The sequence below is a fragment of the Microbacterium sp. 05N427 genome (assembly GCF_056397105.1).
Genome location: NZ_JBFTMT010000002.1, coordinates 39,366 through 53,734, shown reverse-complemented (window position 1 = coordinate 53,734; position 14,369 = coordinate 39,366). Strand labels below are relative to the sequence as shown.

The window sequence follows — 14,369 nt, the reverse complement described above, 5'->3', positions numbered from 1 at the left end:
AGGGCGGGCCTTTTCGTGCGAAGGGCTCAGACCTCGGCGACCTCAGCGGCCGGCTCGGCTGCCTCGGCCGGCGCCTCGTCGATGACCGGCTCGAGCGAGAGCTTGCCGCGGTCGTCGATCTTCGTGATCTTCACGAGGATCTTCTGGCCGACGGAGAGCACGTCATCGACGTTCTCCACGCGCTTGCCACCGGCGAGCTTGCGCACCTCGGTGACGTGCAGCAGGCCGTCCTTGCCCGGGAGCAGGGAGACGAACGCACCGAAGGTCGCGATCTTGACGACCGTGCCCAGGAACTGCTCGCCGACCTCCGGGTTGGTCGGGTTGGCGATCGCGTTGACCTGGGCGCGGGCGGCCTCGGCCGAGGGGCCGTCGGTCGCGCCGATGTAGACGGTGCCGTCCTCCTCGATGGAGATCTGCGCGCCGGTCTCGTCCTGGATCGCGTTGATCGTCTTGCCCTTCGGGCCGATCAGCTCGCCGATCTTGTCGACCGGGATCTGCACGCTGATCACGCGCGGCGCGGTCGGCGCCATCTCGTCCGGGCTGTCGATCGCGGCGTTCAGCACGTTGAGGATCGTGAGACGAGCCTCCTTGGCCTGGGTCAGCGCCCCTGCCAGCACCTCGGAGGGGATGCCGTCGAGCTTCGTGTCCAGCTGGATCGCGGTGACGAACTCGCTCGTTCCGGCGACCTTGAAGTCCATGTCGCCGAGGGCGTCCTCGGCACCCAGGATGTCGGTGAGCGCCGCGTAGCGGGTCTCACCGTCGACCTGGTCGGACACGAGGCCCATCGCGATGCCGGCGACCGGCGCGCGCAGCGGCACACCCGCGTTCAGCAGCGACAGGGTCGAGGCGCAGACGGAGCCCATCGACGTGGATCCGTTGGAGCTGAGCGCCTCGGACACCTGACGGATCGCGTACGGGAACTCCTCGCGGGTCGGCAGCACCGGCACGAGGGCGCGCTCGGCGAGGAAGCCGTGCCCGATCTCGCGACGCTTCGGCGAACCCACACGGCCGGTCTCACCGGTCGAGTAGGGCGGGAAGTTGTAGTGGTGCATGTAGCGCTTGCTCGTCGTCGGGGACAGCGAGTCGATCTGCTGCTCCATCTTGAGCATGTTCAGCGTGGTGACGCCCAGGATCTGGGTCTCGCCGCGCTGGAAGATCGCGGAGCCGTGCACGCGCGGGATGACCTGCACCTCGGCGTCGAGCGGACGGATGTCCGCCAGGCCACGACCATCGATGCGGACGCCCTCGGTGAGGATCCGGCCGCGCACGATCTTCTTCGTGACCGACTTGTAGGCGCCGGAGAACTCGCTGAGCGCGACCTCGGGCTGCTCGCCCGCCTCCACGGCGGCGATGAGCTCGGCCTTGACGCGGTCCTTGATCGCGTCGTCGGCGTTCTGGCGCTCCTGCTTGTCGGCGATCTGGTAGACGTCGACGAGCTCGGCGTAGGCGCGCTCGGCCACGAAGTCGTACGTGCCCTCGCTGTACGGCAGGAAGACCGGGTACACGCCCGGCTCCTTCGACGCCGTGGCGGCCAGCTGGGCCTGCGCCTCGACGAGCTGCTTCAGGAACGGCTTGGCGGCTTCGAGGCCCTGCGCGACGATGTCCTCGCTGGGCTTGGTTGCGCCGGCCTTGATCAGGTTCCAGCTGCCCTCTGTGGCCTCAGCCTCGACCATCATGATCGCGACGTCGGTGCTGCCGTCACCCTTGGTGACGACGCGGCCGGCCACGACGAGGTCGAAGACGGCCTCGGCGACCTGCGCCTGGTTCGGGAACGCGACCCACTGGTCGGCGTGCTCGCCGTGACCGGGGATGAACGCGAGGCGCACACCGGCGACGGGACCGGAGAACGGCAGACCCGAGATCTGCGTCGATGCGGACGCCGCGTTGATCGCGAGCGCGTCGTAGTACTCGCCCGGAGCGATGCTCAGGACGGTGATCACGATCTGCACCTCGTTGCGCAGGCCGTCGACGAACGACGGGCGCAGCGGACGGTCGATCAGGCGGCACACGAGGATCGCCTCGGTGGAGGGGCGGCCCTCGCGACGGAAGAACGAGCCGGGGATCTTGCCGGCGGCGTAGGAGCGCTCCTCCACGTCGACCGTCAGCGGGAAGAAGTCGAAGCCCTCACGCGGCGACTTGCCCGCGCTCGTGGCGGAGAGGAGCATCGTCTCCTCGTCCAGGTAAGCGGCGACCGCGCCTTGCGCCTGCTGCGCGAGACGACCCGTCTCGAAGCGGACGGTGCGGGTGCCGAAGCGGCCGTTGTCGAGAACGGCCTCAGTAGCGGTGATTTCAGGACCTTCCAAGAGGTCTCTCCTTCTTTGTTTAGGCTCGCTCTCCCGTGTGGAGCGCGAGCATGGACGGATGCGCACAGAGGCATCCTGTTCGATCCTATCAGCGTGGCGCGCCTGAGTCCGCGCCGTCAGACTTCGCTGGGCTCGCGCACTCCGCGCTCGCGGCCGAGGCGCACGTAGTCGTGGTGCTTCGCGCTGCGCCCGTCCCCCGCGGCCCTGCCGTGCAGACGACGCCAGACCCACGGCAGCGCGTGCCGGCGCCACCACACGCCGGCCCCGGTGCGCTCCGCGGCGTGCAGGGCCTCGTCCAGCGCGCCGAGCTCGTCGGCGAGGGGCACGCCGAGCGCGACGCCCGCCCGATAGGCGAGGAAGCGGTGCCCTCGACTGGAGAGGTGCACGAGGTCCTCCCCCCAGTTCGGCCGCTCGGCGAGCTGCGGATGCAGGTCGGTGTCGAGCAGGATCGCCCCCTGGCGGTGGGCGATGCCCGCGAGCGCCGTGGCCCAGGCGGAGAACCGGCGGGCATAGATCCGGGCCGCCGGATTCCCCGGCAGGAAGGACGTCACGAGGAGCACGTCGGCGCCCGCCTCGCGCAGCTGCCGCACCGCGTCCTCGAGGCGGGTGGCCAGGAGCGGGACCGAGACCCGCTGCTTCACGAGGTCGTTCGCCCCCACCAGGATCGAGACGAGGTCTGGGCGCAACTGCAGCGCGCGGTCCAGCTGGGTTCCGCACACGTCCCCGACGCGCTTGGACCGGATGGCGAGGTTCGCGTAGTCCAGCGGCTCGCGCGCGGCGAGCAGCAGTGCGAGCCGGTCCGCCCAGCCGCGCAGCGCACCGTCGGGGCCGGGGTCGCACAGGCCCTCGGTGAGCGAGTCGCCGAGCGCGACGTAACGGCGCCAGTGCTTGCGCTCCCCCGCAGGCGTGGGCTCCGGCCGGACGGCCCGGGGCGCGCGCAAACCGGCGTCGGCCCTGTGCAGATCCTGCGCCTCGACGAAATGGCCGAGCAGCTGGTCGCACACCGCGCTCCAGCTGCGCCCCTCCACCGCCTCGCGGCCGGCGCGGCCGAACGCCTGCCGCTTGCGCGCGTCGCCGGCGAGGTCCCGCACCCGCTCGCGCAGATCCTGCAGGTCGCCCGGGCGGTACAGCCAGCCGTCGATGCCCTGGCGCACCAGATCCAGCGGCCCTCCCCTGCCCGTCGCCACCACCGGGATCCCGCTCGCGTGCGCCTCCTGCAGGGTCTGCCCGAACGTCTCGCTCTCCCCTGGATGCACGAAGACGTCGAATGACGCCATCGCCTGCGCGAGCTCCGGGCCGCTGAGATGCCCGAGGAACACGGCATCAGGCAGCAGCGACTCGAGCCGCGGACGGGAGGGCCCGTCTCCGACGATCACGAGCCGCACTCCCGGCAGATCCGCGAGCACGCGCAGATCCTCGACCTGCTTCTCGGGGGCGAGCCGACCCACGTAGCCGACGACGGCCTCGGCGCCGGAGCGGTGCGCCCACGCGCTCGCACGACGGTCCGGGTGGAACCGCTCGGCATCCACGCCCCGGCCCCAGCGACGCACCCGGTCGACCCCGAGCCGGGCGAGCTGCTCCTCCGATTCGGACGAGGGAGCGAGGGTGAGCGTGGCACGTCGGTGCAGCCGGGCGATGTGGGCCTCGGCGAGCGCGGTCGTCAGCGAGACCCCGTAGCGCGCGGCGTAGGCGGCGACGTCTGTCTGATATGCCGCGACCGCGGGCACCCCGATCCGCTCCGCGGCGAGCGCGCCGCGCCAGCCCAGGGCGAACGGCGAGGCGAGGTGCACCACGTCCGGAGCGAAGCGGGCCAGCGACGCCGACAGCCGATGCGTGCTGGACGTGCCGACGCGCACGGTGCGGTAGCCCGGCAGCGCCACGGAGGGGATGGGCTCGACCCTGGCGTGTCCGATCATGCGCGGCATCTCCGCGGCGGCGGGGGCATACACCCGGGCCTCGTGGCCGTGTCGCTCGAGATGACGAAGGATCTGCAGGACGCTCCCGGTCACACCGTTCATGTGCGGGAGGAAGGATTCCGTCACGATCGCTGCTCTCACGTGATCAGGATCCCGCTGGTTTCCGCCGCGCATCGCCGGGAACCCCCGCCGTCGCGGAGTGTTCACCCGATGCACCGCGATCGGTCACCCGGCGTCCGCCACCGCGCCCCCTGCTCGTCCTTCGTCGTTCTCCGGGACTCCGCAGCGCGCCGGGGCTAGGCTGACGCAATGAGTACCGACGACACCGCCGCCGCGGATATGAAGCGCAAGTTCAAGGAAGCGCTCGAGAAGAAGAACGCCCAGCAGAATCGGGGCGAGGCTCACTTGGACGGCGACTCCGCCGTGCACGGCACGCACGGGGCGCAGACCAGGCGCGAGTTCCGCCGCAAGAGCGGCTGATCCCGTATCCACCACGAAGGGCGTCGACGAGGGATCGTCGGCGCCCTTCGTCGTCCGCGCATCCGCGCAAAGGGGTGGGAATCCACAGCGAGCGGGGTTAGCGTCGAATGGTGATCGTTTCCACCGCCCCTGCCGCACCCGCGCGCAGAGCACGCGCAGCCCGCCCGATCCTGGCCCTCGTGGCGGGCGCGCTGCTGATCGTGCCTCTCGCGGTGGCCGCACCGGCGTATGCCRACGACTACCCGTCGTGGCAGGACGTGCAGAACGCGCAGGGTGACGAGCAGGCCACGCAGGATCAGATCACCCGCATCAACGACGCCCTCGCCACGGCGCAGCAGAAGGCCGCGGACGCCTCGACCGCGGCGATGAAGGCCAACCAGGTCGCGGACTCGGCCCGTGCCGACGCGCACACGGCCGCACAGCGTGCGGACGAGCTGGGCGTGCAGGCCGCCGCGGCCGAACAGGCCGTGCAGCAGGCGCACGAGCAGGTCGGTGCGGTCGTGGCCGGCCGTGCCCGCACCGAGACGGCTGCCCCCCTCACCGTGCGACTGTTCACCTCCGCGGATCCGGATCAGCTGCTCATGCGCCTGGGCGTGCTGCAGCAGCTCGACTCGACCTGGGCGCAGCTCGGCGAGCGCGCGATGGCGGCGCAGGGCGTCGCGACGTCGCTGCAGGATCAGGCGCAGACGGCCCGCGCGGCCAGGGACGCGCTCGCGACCGCCGCGGAGAACGCGGCGCAGAAGGCGAAGGCCGCGGCCGACGTCGAAGCCGCCGCCGTCGCCGACCTGCAGGGCCACGTCACCACGCTGTATGCGCAGCTGGCGACGCTGAAGAACACCACGGCCGACGTCGAACGGCGCTACCGGATCGGACAGCAGGTCGCGGAGCAGGAGCGCGAAGCGGCCGCAGCCGCGGCGGCCGCCGGCTCGAGCGGTTCCGGCGGCGGAGACTCCGGCGGGGGCGGCGGTGGCGGTGGCGGTGGCGACCTCAGCGGCGGCGGGGTGAACGTCGACCCCGCGGGCGCACAGGCCTATGCCGCGGGCCAGCTCGGCAACTACGGCTGGGGCCAGGATCAGTTCTCCTGCCTGTACCAGCTCTGGACGCAGGAATCGAGCTGGCGCGCAGACGCGCTGAACCCCGACAGCGACGCCTACGGGATCCCCCAGGCGCTGCCCGCCGAAAAGATGGCGGCGGCCGGGCCGGACTGGCGCACGAACGGCGACACGCAGATCGACTGGGGTCTGAGCTACATCCAGGACCGCTACGGATCCCCGTGCGGGGCCTGGGCCCACGAGGTCGCCAACAACTGGTACTGAGCGGGCGCGGGCTCAGCTCTCCGCGAGCGTCGCGCGGGCGGCATCGAGCACGAGCGGGTCCACGCAGCCGCGCGCGAAGCCGGCGATCCTGCGGCGGATCTCCCGCCCCAGGACCACCCTGCCGATCCGCTCCGCGAGCGGCGCGAGCCACAGGGGTCGGCAGGTGAAGCTGTACTTCCAGACGGCGCGGGTGCCACCGTCGACGGCTTCGAAGCGCCAGCCCGCACCGAGCGTGCGGAGGAACCACGGCCCCTTCTCCATCACCATCCCGACGTTCGTCGGAGGCGCGTACGAGACGTAGTGGGTGATCATCGACAGACCGAACCGCTGCCGGGTGAAGGTACGCACTCCCTTGGCAGGCGACATCGCTCCGTCGAGGAAGTGCTGCGCGTGGATGAAGCCGTCCCAGCGACGGCGCACCTCGCCCGTGGTCTGCGACACCGCATATGCGAGGGCGGGCGGGATCGGGACGACGACGACGGCCTGGACGACGGGCATGCTCCGACGTTAGCGTCCCGTCGTCGTGAACGAGGACGGGACAGCCGTCGGGCCGGGGCGAGAGCCGTCCTTCGCACTCTCCCCCGACCCGACGGGTCGGCCTGATCAGCCGCGCCCGGCGCGAGCGCGGGCCCGCTCCTGCTTCGCCGCCATCTCGTCGACCGCCGCGTGCCCGAGGGTCTCGGTGCTGACCGGCTCCGCGGGCGACGCGTTCTGCGCGGCGGAGTTCTCGTCGTGTCCCACGCCGTCCAGCTGGGATTCGTCGAACGGTCGTGCACCGGAGAGCACCTGACGAACCTGCTCCGTGTCGATCTGCTTCGTCCAGGTGCCGATGAGGATCGTGGCGACCGCGTTGCCGGTGAAGTTGGTCAGCGCGCGTCCCTCCGACATGAAGCGGTCGATGCCCACGATCACGCCGACACCGTTCACGAGATCCGGACGATACGCCTGCAGGCCGCCGGCCAGAGTCGCGAGCCCGGCGCCGGTGACGCCCGCCGCGCCCTTGCTCGCGATGATCATGAAGACGAGAAGACCGATCTGCTCGGGGATCGACATCGGCTGGCCGAGGCCGGTCGCGATGAACAGCGACGCCATCGTCAGGTAGATCGCAGTGCCGTCGAGGTTGAACGAGTATCCCGTCGGCACCGTGATGCCCACCACGGGCTTGGCCACGCCCAGGTGCTCCATCTTCGCGATCAGCCGGGGCAGCGCGGACTCGGACGACGAGGTGCCCACGATCAGGAGATACTCGCGGGCCAGGTACTTCATGAGCTGGAAGATGTTGACTCGGGCGACGAGCAGCAGCACTCCGCCGAGCACCACGACGATGAACACGATGCAGGTGAGGTAGAACGCCCCGAGGAGGATCCCGAGGCTCCAGATCGCCGCGACGCCGGTCTTGCCGACCACGGCCGCGATCGCGCCGAACGCACCGAGCGGGGCGAGCCACAGGATCATCCCGAGCACGCGGAAGACCAGGGTCTGCAGGTGCTTGATCGCTCCCATGATGGGCGCACCGCGCTCCCCCAGCCCCTGCAGGGCGAAGCCGACGAGCAGGGCGATGAAGAGCACCTGCAGCACGCTCTCGCCGGTGAAGGCGCCGAAGAACGTGGCGGGGATGATGCCGAGGATGAAGTCCTGCGTCGTCTTCGCCTCGGTGGTCGTCGCGGCCTGGTAGGTCGCGCCGGCCATGTGCAGGCCCTCACCGGGGTGGATGATGTTTCCCACGACCAGGCCGATCGCGAGCGCGAACGTCGACATGACCATGAAGTACAGGAGCGCGAGTCCGCCGATCTTGCCGACCGTCGCCGCCTTGGCGATGGATCCGACACCGATCACGATCGTGCAGAAGATGATCGGCGCGATCATCATTTTGATCAGGCTCACGAACCCCTTGCCGATGGGCTCGAGTCCCTGCGCGAACTGCGGGAACACCAGCCCCACCGCGATTCCGAGGGCCACGGCGAGGAGAACAGACACATAGAGCCAGGTGTGCTTGTCCCAGGAGTTCTTGCCGCGGCGCCAATCGTGCCGCGGGAGAGTGAAACCTTCGGTGAGAGCCATCATCGCCTCCGCTGAGTGAACCGGATCCCGCACCACTGCGGGCGGGCCGTGTCGACCATGCTGCGATCCCTCGGCGCCGCGCGGCCAGTTCTGGTCGTATTGAAACCAGCGCGGATCCGGCGTAGGCCGCCACGCGCAGCACGACCTCGCGCATACTGGCTGAGGAGGTCCGGATCGGCGATGGCGACGACAAGACGCGGCGGAGTGCGCAGTGCCGCATCGCGCGTGTTCGCGCTGCTGATCGGATCCGTCCTGCTGATCGGCGCGGCGATCGGGGTGTTCCTCACGTGGGAGGCGCAGACCTCGGCGCGGCAGGAGGCCGAGCACGTCACCACGGCGGTCGCCCACGCGCTCTCGGCGGCACCCGCGATCGAGACGGCTGTGACCGCGACCGACCGCCCGTCTGCGCAGGACGCCCTTCGCGCCTACGTCGAGTCGGTGCGCACCGGGGCGGGACTGGACTTCATCACCGTCATGGACCGCGACGGCGTGCGCCTCACGCATCCGGATCCCGCACGCATCGGCGAGAGGTATCTGGGTACGATCCCCGCCGACGGCCGCACGCTTACCGAGCAGTACACGGGCACGCTCGGTCCCTCCGTGCGCACGATCGCCCCCGTCCACGACGCCGGGGGCGCGATCGTCGGGTGGGTGTCCGCGGGGGTGACTGTGGAGTCGCTGTCCGGGGCGCTGCTGCGACGCCTGCCCGTGATCGTGCTGCTGACCCTCGCGGTCGTGGCGCTGGGCGCGATCGGAGCGGTGCTCGCGCGGCTCGCGACCCGGCGCATCACCGGCGATCTGGACGCTCGCGACGTGCGCGAGGCCGTGGCCGGATACGAGTCGGTGCGCACGCTCGGCGAGGCGCTGCGCGCGCAGACGCACGAGCACGGCAACCGCCTGCACACGGCGTTGTCGCTGTTGGAACTCGATCGCCGGGACGAGGCCATCGCGCTGCTGTCGGAATCGTCCCTGCAGAGCCAGTCCGTGATCGACCAGATGACGCTGCGCGACGGGGATCCGACGCTCGGCGCACTGCTCCTGGGCAAGGCCTCGCAGGCGAAGGAGCGCGGGGTGCGCTGGCAGGTCCACGTGGACCCGGCCGCTCCCCGCGCGGATCTGACCCCCGTCGACGCGGTCGCGGTGGTGGGGAACCTCATCGACAACGCGCTCGACGCCGCCCCTCAGGCGGGATCGAGCGCCGACCGCTGGGTGCGGGTCGACGTGACCGCGGCGGACGGCGGGGCTGTGGCGATCACGGTCTCGGACGGCGGCCCTGGGATACCCTCGGACGTCCGCGAGCGGATCTTCGAGCACGGCTTCTCCACCAAGCCGAGCGACCGCTCTGGACGCGGGGTGGGACTCGCCCTCGTGCGCGACATCGCAACGGCCGCGGGCGGGACGGTCGAGCTGTCCGCCGAACCGACCGCGTTCCGGGTGACGCTACCCGGGGTCCCCGCCGGAAGGAGGATCGGATGATCGGCGTCCTGCTCGTGGACGACGACCCGCTCACGCTCGAACTCCATGCGGCGTACATCGCGCGGCTCGAAGGGTTCGAGGTCGTGGGCGAGTGCACCGGCGTCCGGGCCGCGCTGAACGCGCTCACCGCGGATGCGGAGCGGATCGACCTGGTGCTGCTGGACCTCACGATGCCCGACGGGTCGGGCATCGATGTGCTGCGCCGCATCCGCGGCGCCGGCAGCGCGATCGACGTGATCGCGGTGACCAGCGTGCGCGACGTCGAGGCCGTGCGGCGGATGTCGGCCCTCGGCGTCGCCCAGTACCTGCTCAAGCCGTTCCCGTTCGCCGTCTTCCGCGACCGCCTGCTGCAGTACCGCGACCGGCACGAACGCGCGGTCGCGCTCGCGGGCGCGGGCGCCGCCAGCCAAGAGGAGATCGACGCCCTGATCGGAGGTCCCGCGACCGGCGCCATCGCTCTGCCGAAGGGGCTCGCCGTCGAGACGCTCCAGGCGGTGACCGCGGTGCTGCGCGCGCACGGCGACCTCTCCGCCGCGGAGGCGGCGCCTCTCGTCGGTGTCTCGCGCGTCACCGCGCGACGCTACCTGGAGCACCTCGTCGCACAGCGGGTCGCGATCCGCGCCCCACGCTACGGCGCTCCGGGCCGTCCCGAGACCGCCTACCGTCTGGCCGGTGCGGCCGCGACGCCGCACTGACAGCCTCGAGCCGCGCTCCCGGATCGCACCGTGGTCGGACCGCCGGCGGCGCGGTGATAGCGTCGTCCTGTCCTCAGGGCGGGGTGAAAGTCCCCACCGGCGGTGTCGCGGCAGAGTCCGCGTGAGCCCGCGAACGGTCCCCATGGTGGGGACCGCCGATCCGGTGCGATTCCGGAGCCGACGGTCACAGTCCGGATGAGAGAGGACAGAAGGAGCAGTCCACCATGCCCAGAATCGCCATCGTCGCCGCGCAGTGGCACGCCGAGATCGTCGAGCAGGCCGTGTCCGCCTTCCTCGAGCGACTCGCCGAGCTCGGCATCGACCAGGTCGACGTGTACCGCGTGCCCGGAGCGTTCGAGATCCCCCTGCACGCCCAGCGCCTCGCGCGCACCGGCCGTTACGAGGCCATCGCCACGAGCGCCCTCGTCGTGGACGGCGGGATCTACCGGCACGACTTCGTCGCCGGATCCGTCGTCGACGCGCTCATGCGCGTGCAGCTGGCGACCGATGTGCCGGTGTTCTCCGCCGTGCTCACGCCGCACCACTTCCACGAGCACGACGAGCACCTGGAGTACTTCCGGCGTCACTTCTCCGTCAAGGGCCGAGAGCTCGCCGAGGCCGTGTCGGCTACGGTGCAGAGCCTCGCCACGATCGACTGACCGACCCGCGCGACCCCGCACCCGACACGTCCGCCGTCGCTGAGTTCCGTCGTCGAGACGGACTCAGCGCGGCAGGCGTCCTTCGTGCAGCACACCGTCGGGATCGGCGCTCTCGCGCACCGCGCGAAGCCGGTCGATGTCGGACGCCGTGGCGCACTGCGCGAGCGACTGTCCCGGCGTGAGGAATGTCGGGATCATCTGCTCTGCGGCGGCCGGAGCGAGCAGCTCGAGGAGACCCGCGATGCTGGCGTCGCCGGGCTCGGTCGGTGCACCGGGGAAGTTCGGCACGAGCGCGTGCAGGAGCCAGTCGGCCGACGCCAGGGAGGCGAAGCCGGAACGGCGCGGAGCGTCGAGCGCTCCACCCAGCATCCGCAGGTGGATCCCGACGATCGTCGTCTGCGCCGGCGCCTGACGGAAGTCGATCAGCGCGTCGATCATGGCGTCGTCGAGCCGGTCGAGAGCGGCGGACGCGCCCCGGCCCGCGGTCGGCTCGGTCGGCTCTCCCGAGGACGCCGCGATCGCGGCGGGCGACGTCGCGCCGGAGGTCTCGCGCTGCACGGGGCCGGCACGCCGTACCCCGTCGAGGAGTGCTTCGGCGGCGCCGTCGGAGGACAGCGCCTGGACCGTCAGGAAGCTCTTGCCGCGGATCGCCTCCGGCAGCATCGGTGCGTCGGGCATCCGCATGGAGCTCGTGAACACGTTGAGCGTCGACGGCGCGACGGCAGCGAGATCCCGCACAGCGCGGATCACCGCAGCGGAATCGGCCGCGTCGAAGGTCAGGGAAGCGCCCCATTGCGCAGGTGCCCGGACGAGATCGATCTCGAGCGCAGTCACGACGCCCACGAAGCCGCCCGCGCCGCGCAGCGCCCACATCGCCTCGCCGTCGCTGTCGTCGTCGATGCGCTCATGGGTGCCGTCGGGCCGCAGCACCCACGCGGCGCGCAGGTTGTCGGAACCGAGACCCGCCGTGCGGCTGAACCAGGAGTGACCGCCGCCGAGCGTGTAGCCCGCGACAGAGACGACCGGACTCGTGCCCGCCGGGGCCGCCCACCCCGTGCCTTCGAGCGCATCGACGACCGCGCCCCAGCGCACGCCGCTGCCGACCACGACGACACCGGCCGCGAGGTCGATGTCGAGCCGGTCGAACGCCGCCGTCCGCACGATCACGGCCCCGGCCAGGTCTCCGGAGGCGCCATGCCCGCTCGGCTGCACCGCGATCGGCGTTCCCGCCTCGCGGGCCGCCGCGAGGATCAGGCGCAGATCATCCAGGCCCGCGGGCGTCGCGACCGCCGCAGGGTGCTGGTCGATCGCGAGGTTCCATGGGCGGCGGGCGGCGTCGAAGCCGTCGTCGGAGGGGAGCAGAAGGGTTCCGTCAAGCGCACGGTCGAGAGCGTCGAATGCAGAGAGAAGGGGCATGACGCCACCATAGGATGCCCCACGGACATTCCTCCGGTGGCGTCACGCCCTTACGCCTGAGGCCGGCCTACTCCCCCGCGAGACCGCCCAGCAGATGCCCGAACGAGCGTCCTTCGCCGAGGTAGTTGCCCGGGTCGAAAGGATCCTTGTCGGCCGCGGGCTCGCGCCGGGCCATCGCCTCGGCGAGCTCGCGCGCTCCGCGCTCGACCCTCGTGCTGAGCGGCGCCACCTCGTCGGCGTTCGCTCCCCAGTCGCTGGATGCCGCGAAGACGCCCGTGGGGACGGGCTCGGCGTGCAGGTACGTGAACAGCGGGCGGATCGCGTAGTCGATCGCGAGCGAGTGCCGCGCGGTGCCGGCGTTCGCGCCGATCAGGACGGGCTTGCCGGCGAGCGCGTCCGGGTCGAGCACGTCGATGAACGACTTGAACAGGCCGGAGTAGCTCGTGGAGAAGATCGGCGTGACGGCGATCAGGCCGTCGGCCGAGACAACCGTGTTGATCGCCGAGTCCAGCGCCGGCGGCGCGAAACCGGTGAGCAGGTTGTTCGTGATGTCGTGCGCGAGGTCGCGCAGCTCAATCACGTCGACACTGACCTCGGAGCCGAGCTCGGTGAGCCGACGCGCGGTCTCCGCCGCGAGACGGTCGGCGAGCATGCGCGTCGAGGACGGGTTGCTGAGCCCTGCGGAGATCACCGCGATGCGACGGGCGCCCATCTCAGTTCGCCCCCTTCGTGGCGGCGGCTCCGAACGACGAGCCTGCCGCGACCGGAACCGCGCCGCCGTCCTGGTAGGGCGAGCCCGCGGTGAGGTTGTCGCCGCGGTTCGCGCCGGGGCGTGCCTCTCGCGCCGGCCCGTCGCCGTACACGGCCTTGACACGGGCTGCGTGGGTCGGGGCATCCGGCACCGTCTCCGGGCGGTTCTGCGCGAGCTCCTTGCGGAGCACCGGCACGACCTCGCCTCCGAGCAGGTCGATCTGCTCGAGCACGGTCTTCAGCGGCAGGCCGGCGTGGTCCATGAGGAACAACTGACGCTGGTAGTCGCCGTAGTGGTCGCGCATCGCGGCGTAGCGGTCGATGACCTGCTGCGGGGATCCGACCGTGAGCGGGGTCATCTCCGTGAAGTCCTCCATCGACGGACCGTGGCCGTAGACGGGAGCGTTGTCGAAGTAGGGACGGAACTCGTTCACCGCGTCCTGAGAGTTCGGGCGGATGAACGCCTGGCCGCCGAGCCCGACGATCGCCTGCTCCGCCGTGCCGTGGCCGTAGTGCGCGAAGCGCTGCCGGTACAGCTCGATCAGGCGCTGGTAGTGCTCCTTCGGCCAGAAGATGTTGTTCGCGAAGAACCCGTCGCCGTAGTAGGCGGCCTGCTCGGCGATCTCGGGCGTGCGGATGGAGCCGTGCCACACGAACGGCGCGATGCCGTCGAGAGGGCGAGGGGTGGAGGTGAAGCCCTGGAGCGAGGTGCGGAACTTGCCCTCCCAGTCCACGACGTCGTTCGTCCACAGCTCGTGCAGGAGCGCGTAGTTCTCGATCGCGAGCGGCAGGCCCTGACGGATGTCCTTGCCGAACCAGGGGTAGACGGGGCCGGTGTTTCCGCGGCCCATCATGAGGTCCATGCGGCCGCCCGACACGTGCTGCAGCATCGCGTAGTCCTCGGCGATCTTCACCGGGTCGTTCGTGGTGATCAGCGTCGTGGAGGTCGAGACGATCAGGCGCTCGGTCTGCGCAGCGAGCGCGGCCAGGAACGTCGTCGGGCTGGACGACCAGAACGGCGGGTTGTGGTGCTCACCGATCGCGAAGACGTCGAGGCCGACCTCTTCCGCGTGCTGCGCGATCGTGAGCGTGTTCTGGATCCGCTCGCGCTCGCTCGGGGTCTCCCCGGTGACCGGGTTGCGGGTGATGTCGCTGACCGACATGAGGCCGAACTGCATGCCCGACCAGGTGCTCGACTCGCTCACTGCTGTCTCCTTCAGATTTCTATTCACTTGAATGTATCTGATGAAACGTGCTTCTCCGAGAAGTATTCCCGGGATCTGCGACATCGGCCAGG

The 14,369-nt window shown here is 70.9% G+C and carries 11 protein-coding genes, 1 pseudogene and 1 riboswitch; of the genes and pseudogenes, 5 read left to right on the top strand and 7 right to left on the bottom strand.

Features of this window, described 5'->3' with window-relative positions; all coding sequences use genetic code 11:
• Positions 1-26: 26 nt before the first annotated feature.
• Both AC1DG4_RS02820 and AC1DG4_RS02815 read right to left on the bottom strand, forming a co-directional pair.
• A complete protein-coding gene (locus tag AC1DG4_RS02820; RefSeq protein WP_477380779.1) occupies positions 27-2,303 on the bottom strand; it encodes a polyribonucleotide nucleotidyltransferase in 2,277 nt (758 codons plus the stop codon).
• Positions 2,304-2,419: 116 nt separating this feature from the next.
• The gene (locus tag AC1DG4_RS02815; protein WP_477380781.1) at positions 2,420-4,345 is read right to left on the bottom strand and encodes a GDSL-type esterase/lipase family protein; all 1,926 of its coding nucleotides are present in this window, start codon (positions 4,343-4,345) and stop codon (positions 2,420-2,422) included.
• Between the two features lie 183 nt (positions 4,346-4,528).
• Here AC1DG4_RS02815 and AC1DG4_RS02810 point away from each other — a divergent pair, with 183 nt between their 5' ends.
• Complete coding sequence (locus tag AC1DG4_RS02810; protein WP_477380782.1) at positions 4,529-4,699, top strand: DUF5302 domain-containing protein; 171 nt, start codon at positions 4,529-4,531, stop codon at positions 4,697-4,699.
• A gap of 110 nt (positions 4,700-4,809) precedes the next feature.
• Positions 4,810-6,015 carry an aggregation-promoting factor C-terminal-like domain-containing protein gene (locus AC1DG4_RS02805; RefSeq protein ID WP_477421049.1) on the top strand — a complete coding sequence of 402 codons (1,206 nt, stop codon included), beginning with the start codon at positions 4,810-4,812 and terminating at the stop codon, positions 6,013-6,015.
• Between the two features lie 12 nt (positions 6,016-6,027).
• Here the strand turns inward: AC1DG4_RS02805 and AC1DG4_RS02800 are convergent, their stop codons facing one another.
• Together AC1DG4_RS02800 and AC1DG4_RS02795 are read right to left on the bottom strand one after the other, a co-directional pair.
• On the bottom strand, positions 6,028-6,513 hold the full coding sequence (locus AC1DG4_RS02800) for an SRPBCC family protein (RefSeq protein WP_477380785.1): 486 nt from the start codon (positions 6,511-6,513) through the stop codon (positions 6,028-6,030).
• A 105-nt stretch (positions 6,514-6,618) separates the two neighbouring features.
• A complete protein-coding gene (locus AC1DG4_RS02795) occupies positions 6,619-8,076 on the bottom strand; it encodes a cation:dicarboxylate symporter family transporter (RefSeq protein WP_477380787.1) in 1,458 nt (485 codons plus the stop codon).
• 180 nt (positions 8,077-8,256) lie between these two features.
• Between AC1DG4_RS02795 and AC1DG4_RS02790 the strand changes: the two genes are divergently transcribed.
• The 3 genes and pseudogenes from AC1DG4_RS02790 to AC1DG4_RS02780 form a co-directional block, all read left to right on the top strand.
• The gene (locus tag AC1DG4_RS02790) at positions 8,257-9,552 is read left to right on the top strand and encodes a sensor histidine kinase (protein ID WP_477380789.1); all 1,296 of its coding nucleotides are present in this window, start codon (positions 8,257-8,259) and stop codon (positions 9,550-9,552) included.
• Positions 9,549-10,247: a response regulator gene (locus AC1DG4_RS02785; protein WP_477380790.1), complete on the top strand. Its 699-nt coding sequence runs from the start codon at positions 9,549-9,551 to the stop codon at positions 10,245-10,247. Before AC1DG4_RS02790 ends, AC1DG4_RS02785 begins: the two co-directional genes overlap by 4 nt.
• Positions 10,248-10,312: 65 nt before the next feature.
• Positions 10,313-10,458: riboswitch (FMN riboswitch) on the top strand.
• A 7-nt stretch (positions 10,459-10,465) separates the two neighbouring features.
• Positions 10,466-10,906 (top strand): annotated as a pseudogene (locus AC1DG4_RS02780) (6,7-dimethyl-8-ribityllumazine synthase); the annotation flags it as partial.
• Between the two features lie 63 nt (positions 10,907-10,969).
• Here AC1DG4_RS02780 and AC1DG4_RS02775 read toward each other — a convergent pair.
• The 3 genes from AC1DG4_RS02775 to AC1DG4_RS02765 form a co-directional block, all read right to left on the bottom strand.
• Positions 10,970-12,322 (bottom strand): FAD-binding oxidoreductase, encoded by a 1,353-nt coding sequence (locus AC1DG4_RS02775; RefSeq protein WP_477380792.1) that lies wholly within the window; start codon positions 12,320-12,322, stop codon positions 10,970-10,972.
• 67 nt (positions 12,323-12,389) lie between these two features.
• Positions 12,390-13,034, bottom strand: coding sequence for an FMN reductase (locus tag AC1DG4_RS02770; protein ID WP_477380794.1), 645 nt, complete (start codon positions 13,032-13,034; stop codon positions 12,390-12,392).
• A 1-nt stretch (position 13,035) separates the two neighbouring features.
• Positions 13,036-14,250, bottom strand: a complete 1,215-nt coding sequence (locus tag AC1DG4_RS02765) for an LLM class flavin-dependent oxidoreductase (protein WP_477421083.1) — start codon at positions 14,248-14,250, stop codon at positions 13,036-13,038.
• Positions 14,251-14,369 lie beyond the last annotated feature (119 nt).

Bases quoted from the DNA above. Each gene is read 5' to 3' on its own strand.
- AC1DG4_RS02810 (WP_477380782.1), top strand. From the start codon at position 4,529: ATGAGTACCGACGACACCGCCGCCGCGGATATGAAGCGCAAGTTCAAG.
- AC1DG4_RS02800 (WP_477380785.1), bottom strand. From the start codon at position 6,513: ATGCCCGTCGTCCAGGCCGTCGTCGTCGTCCCGATCCCGCCCGCCCTC.
- AC1DG4_RS02795 (WP_477380787.1), bottom strand. From the start codon at position 8,076: ATGGCTCTCACCGAAGGTTTCACTCTCCCGCGGCACGATTGGCGCCGC.
- AC1DG4_RS02790 (WP_477380789.1), top strand. From the start codon at position 8,257: ATGGCGACGACAAGACGCGGCGGAGTGCGCAGTGCCGCATCGCGCGTG.
- AC1DG4_RS02785 (WP_477380790.1), top strand. From the start codon at position 9,549: ATGATCGGCGTCCTGCTCGTGGACGACGACCCGCTCACGCTCGAACTC.
- AC1DG4_RS02775 (WP_477380792.1), bottom strand. From the start codon at position 12,322: ATGCCCCTTCTCTCTGCATTCGACGCTCTCGACCGTGCGCTTGACGGA.
- AC1DG4_RS02770 (WP_477380794.1), bottom strand. From the start codon at position 13,034: ATGGGCGCCCGTCGCATCGCGGTGATCTCCGCAGGGCTCAGCAACCCG.
- AC1DG4_RS02765 (WP_477421083.1), bottom strand. From the start codon at position 14,250: ATGCAGTTCGGCCTCATGTCGGTCAGCGACATCACCCGCAACCCGGTC.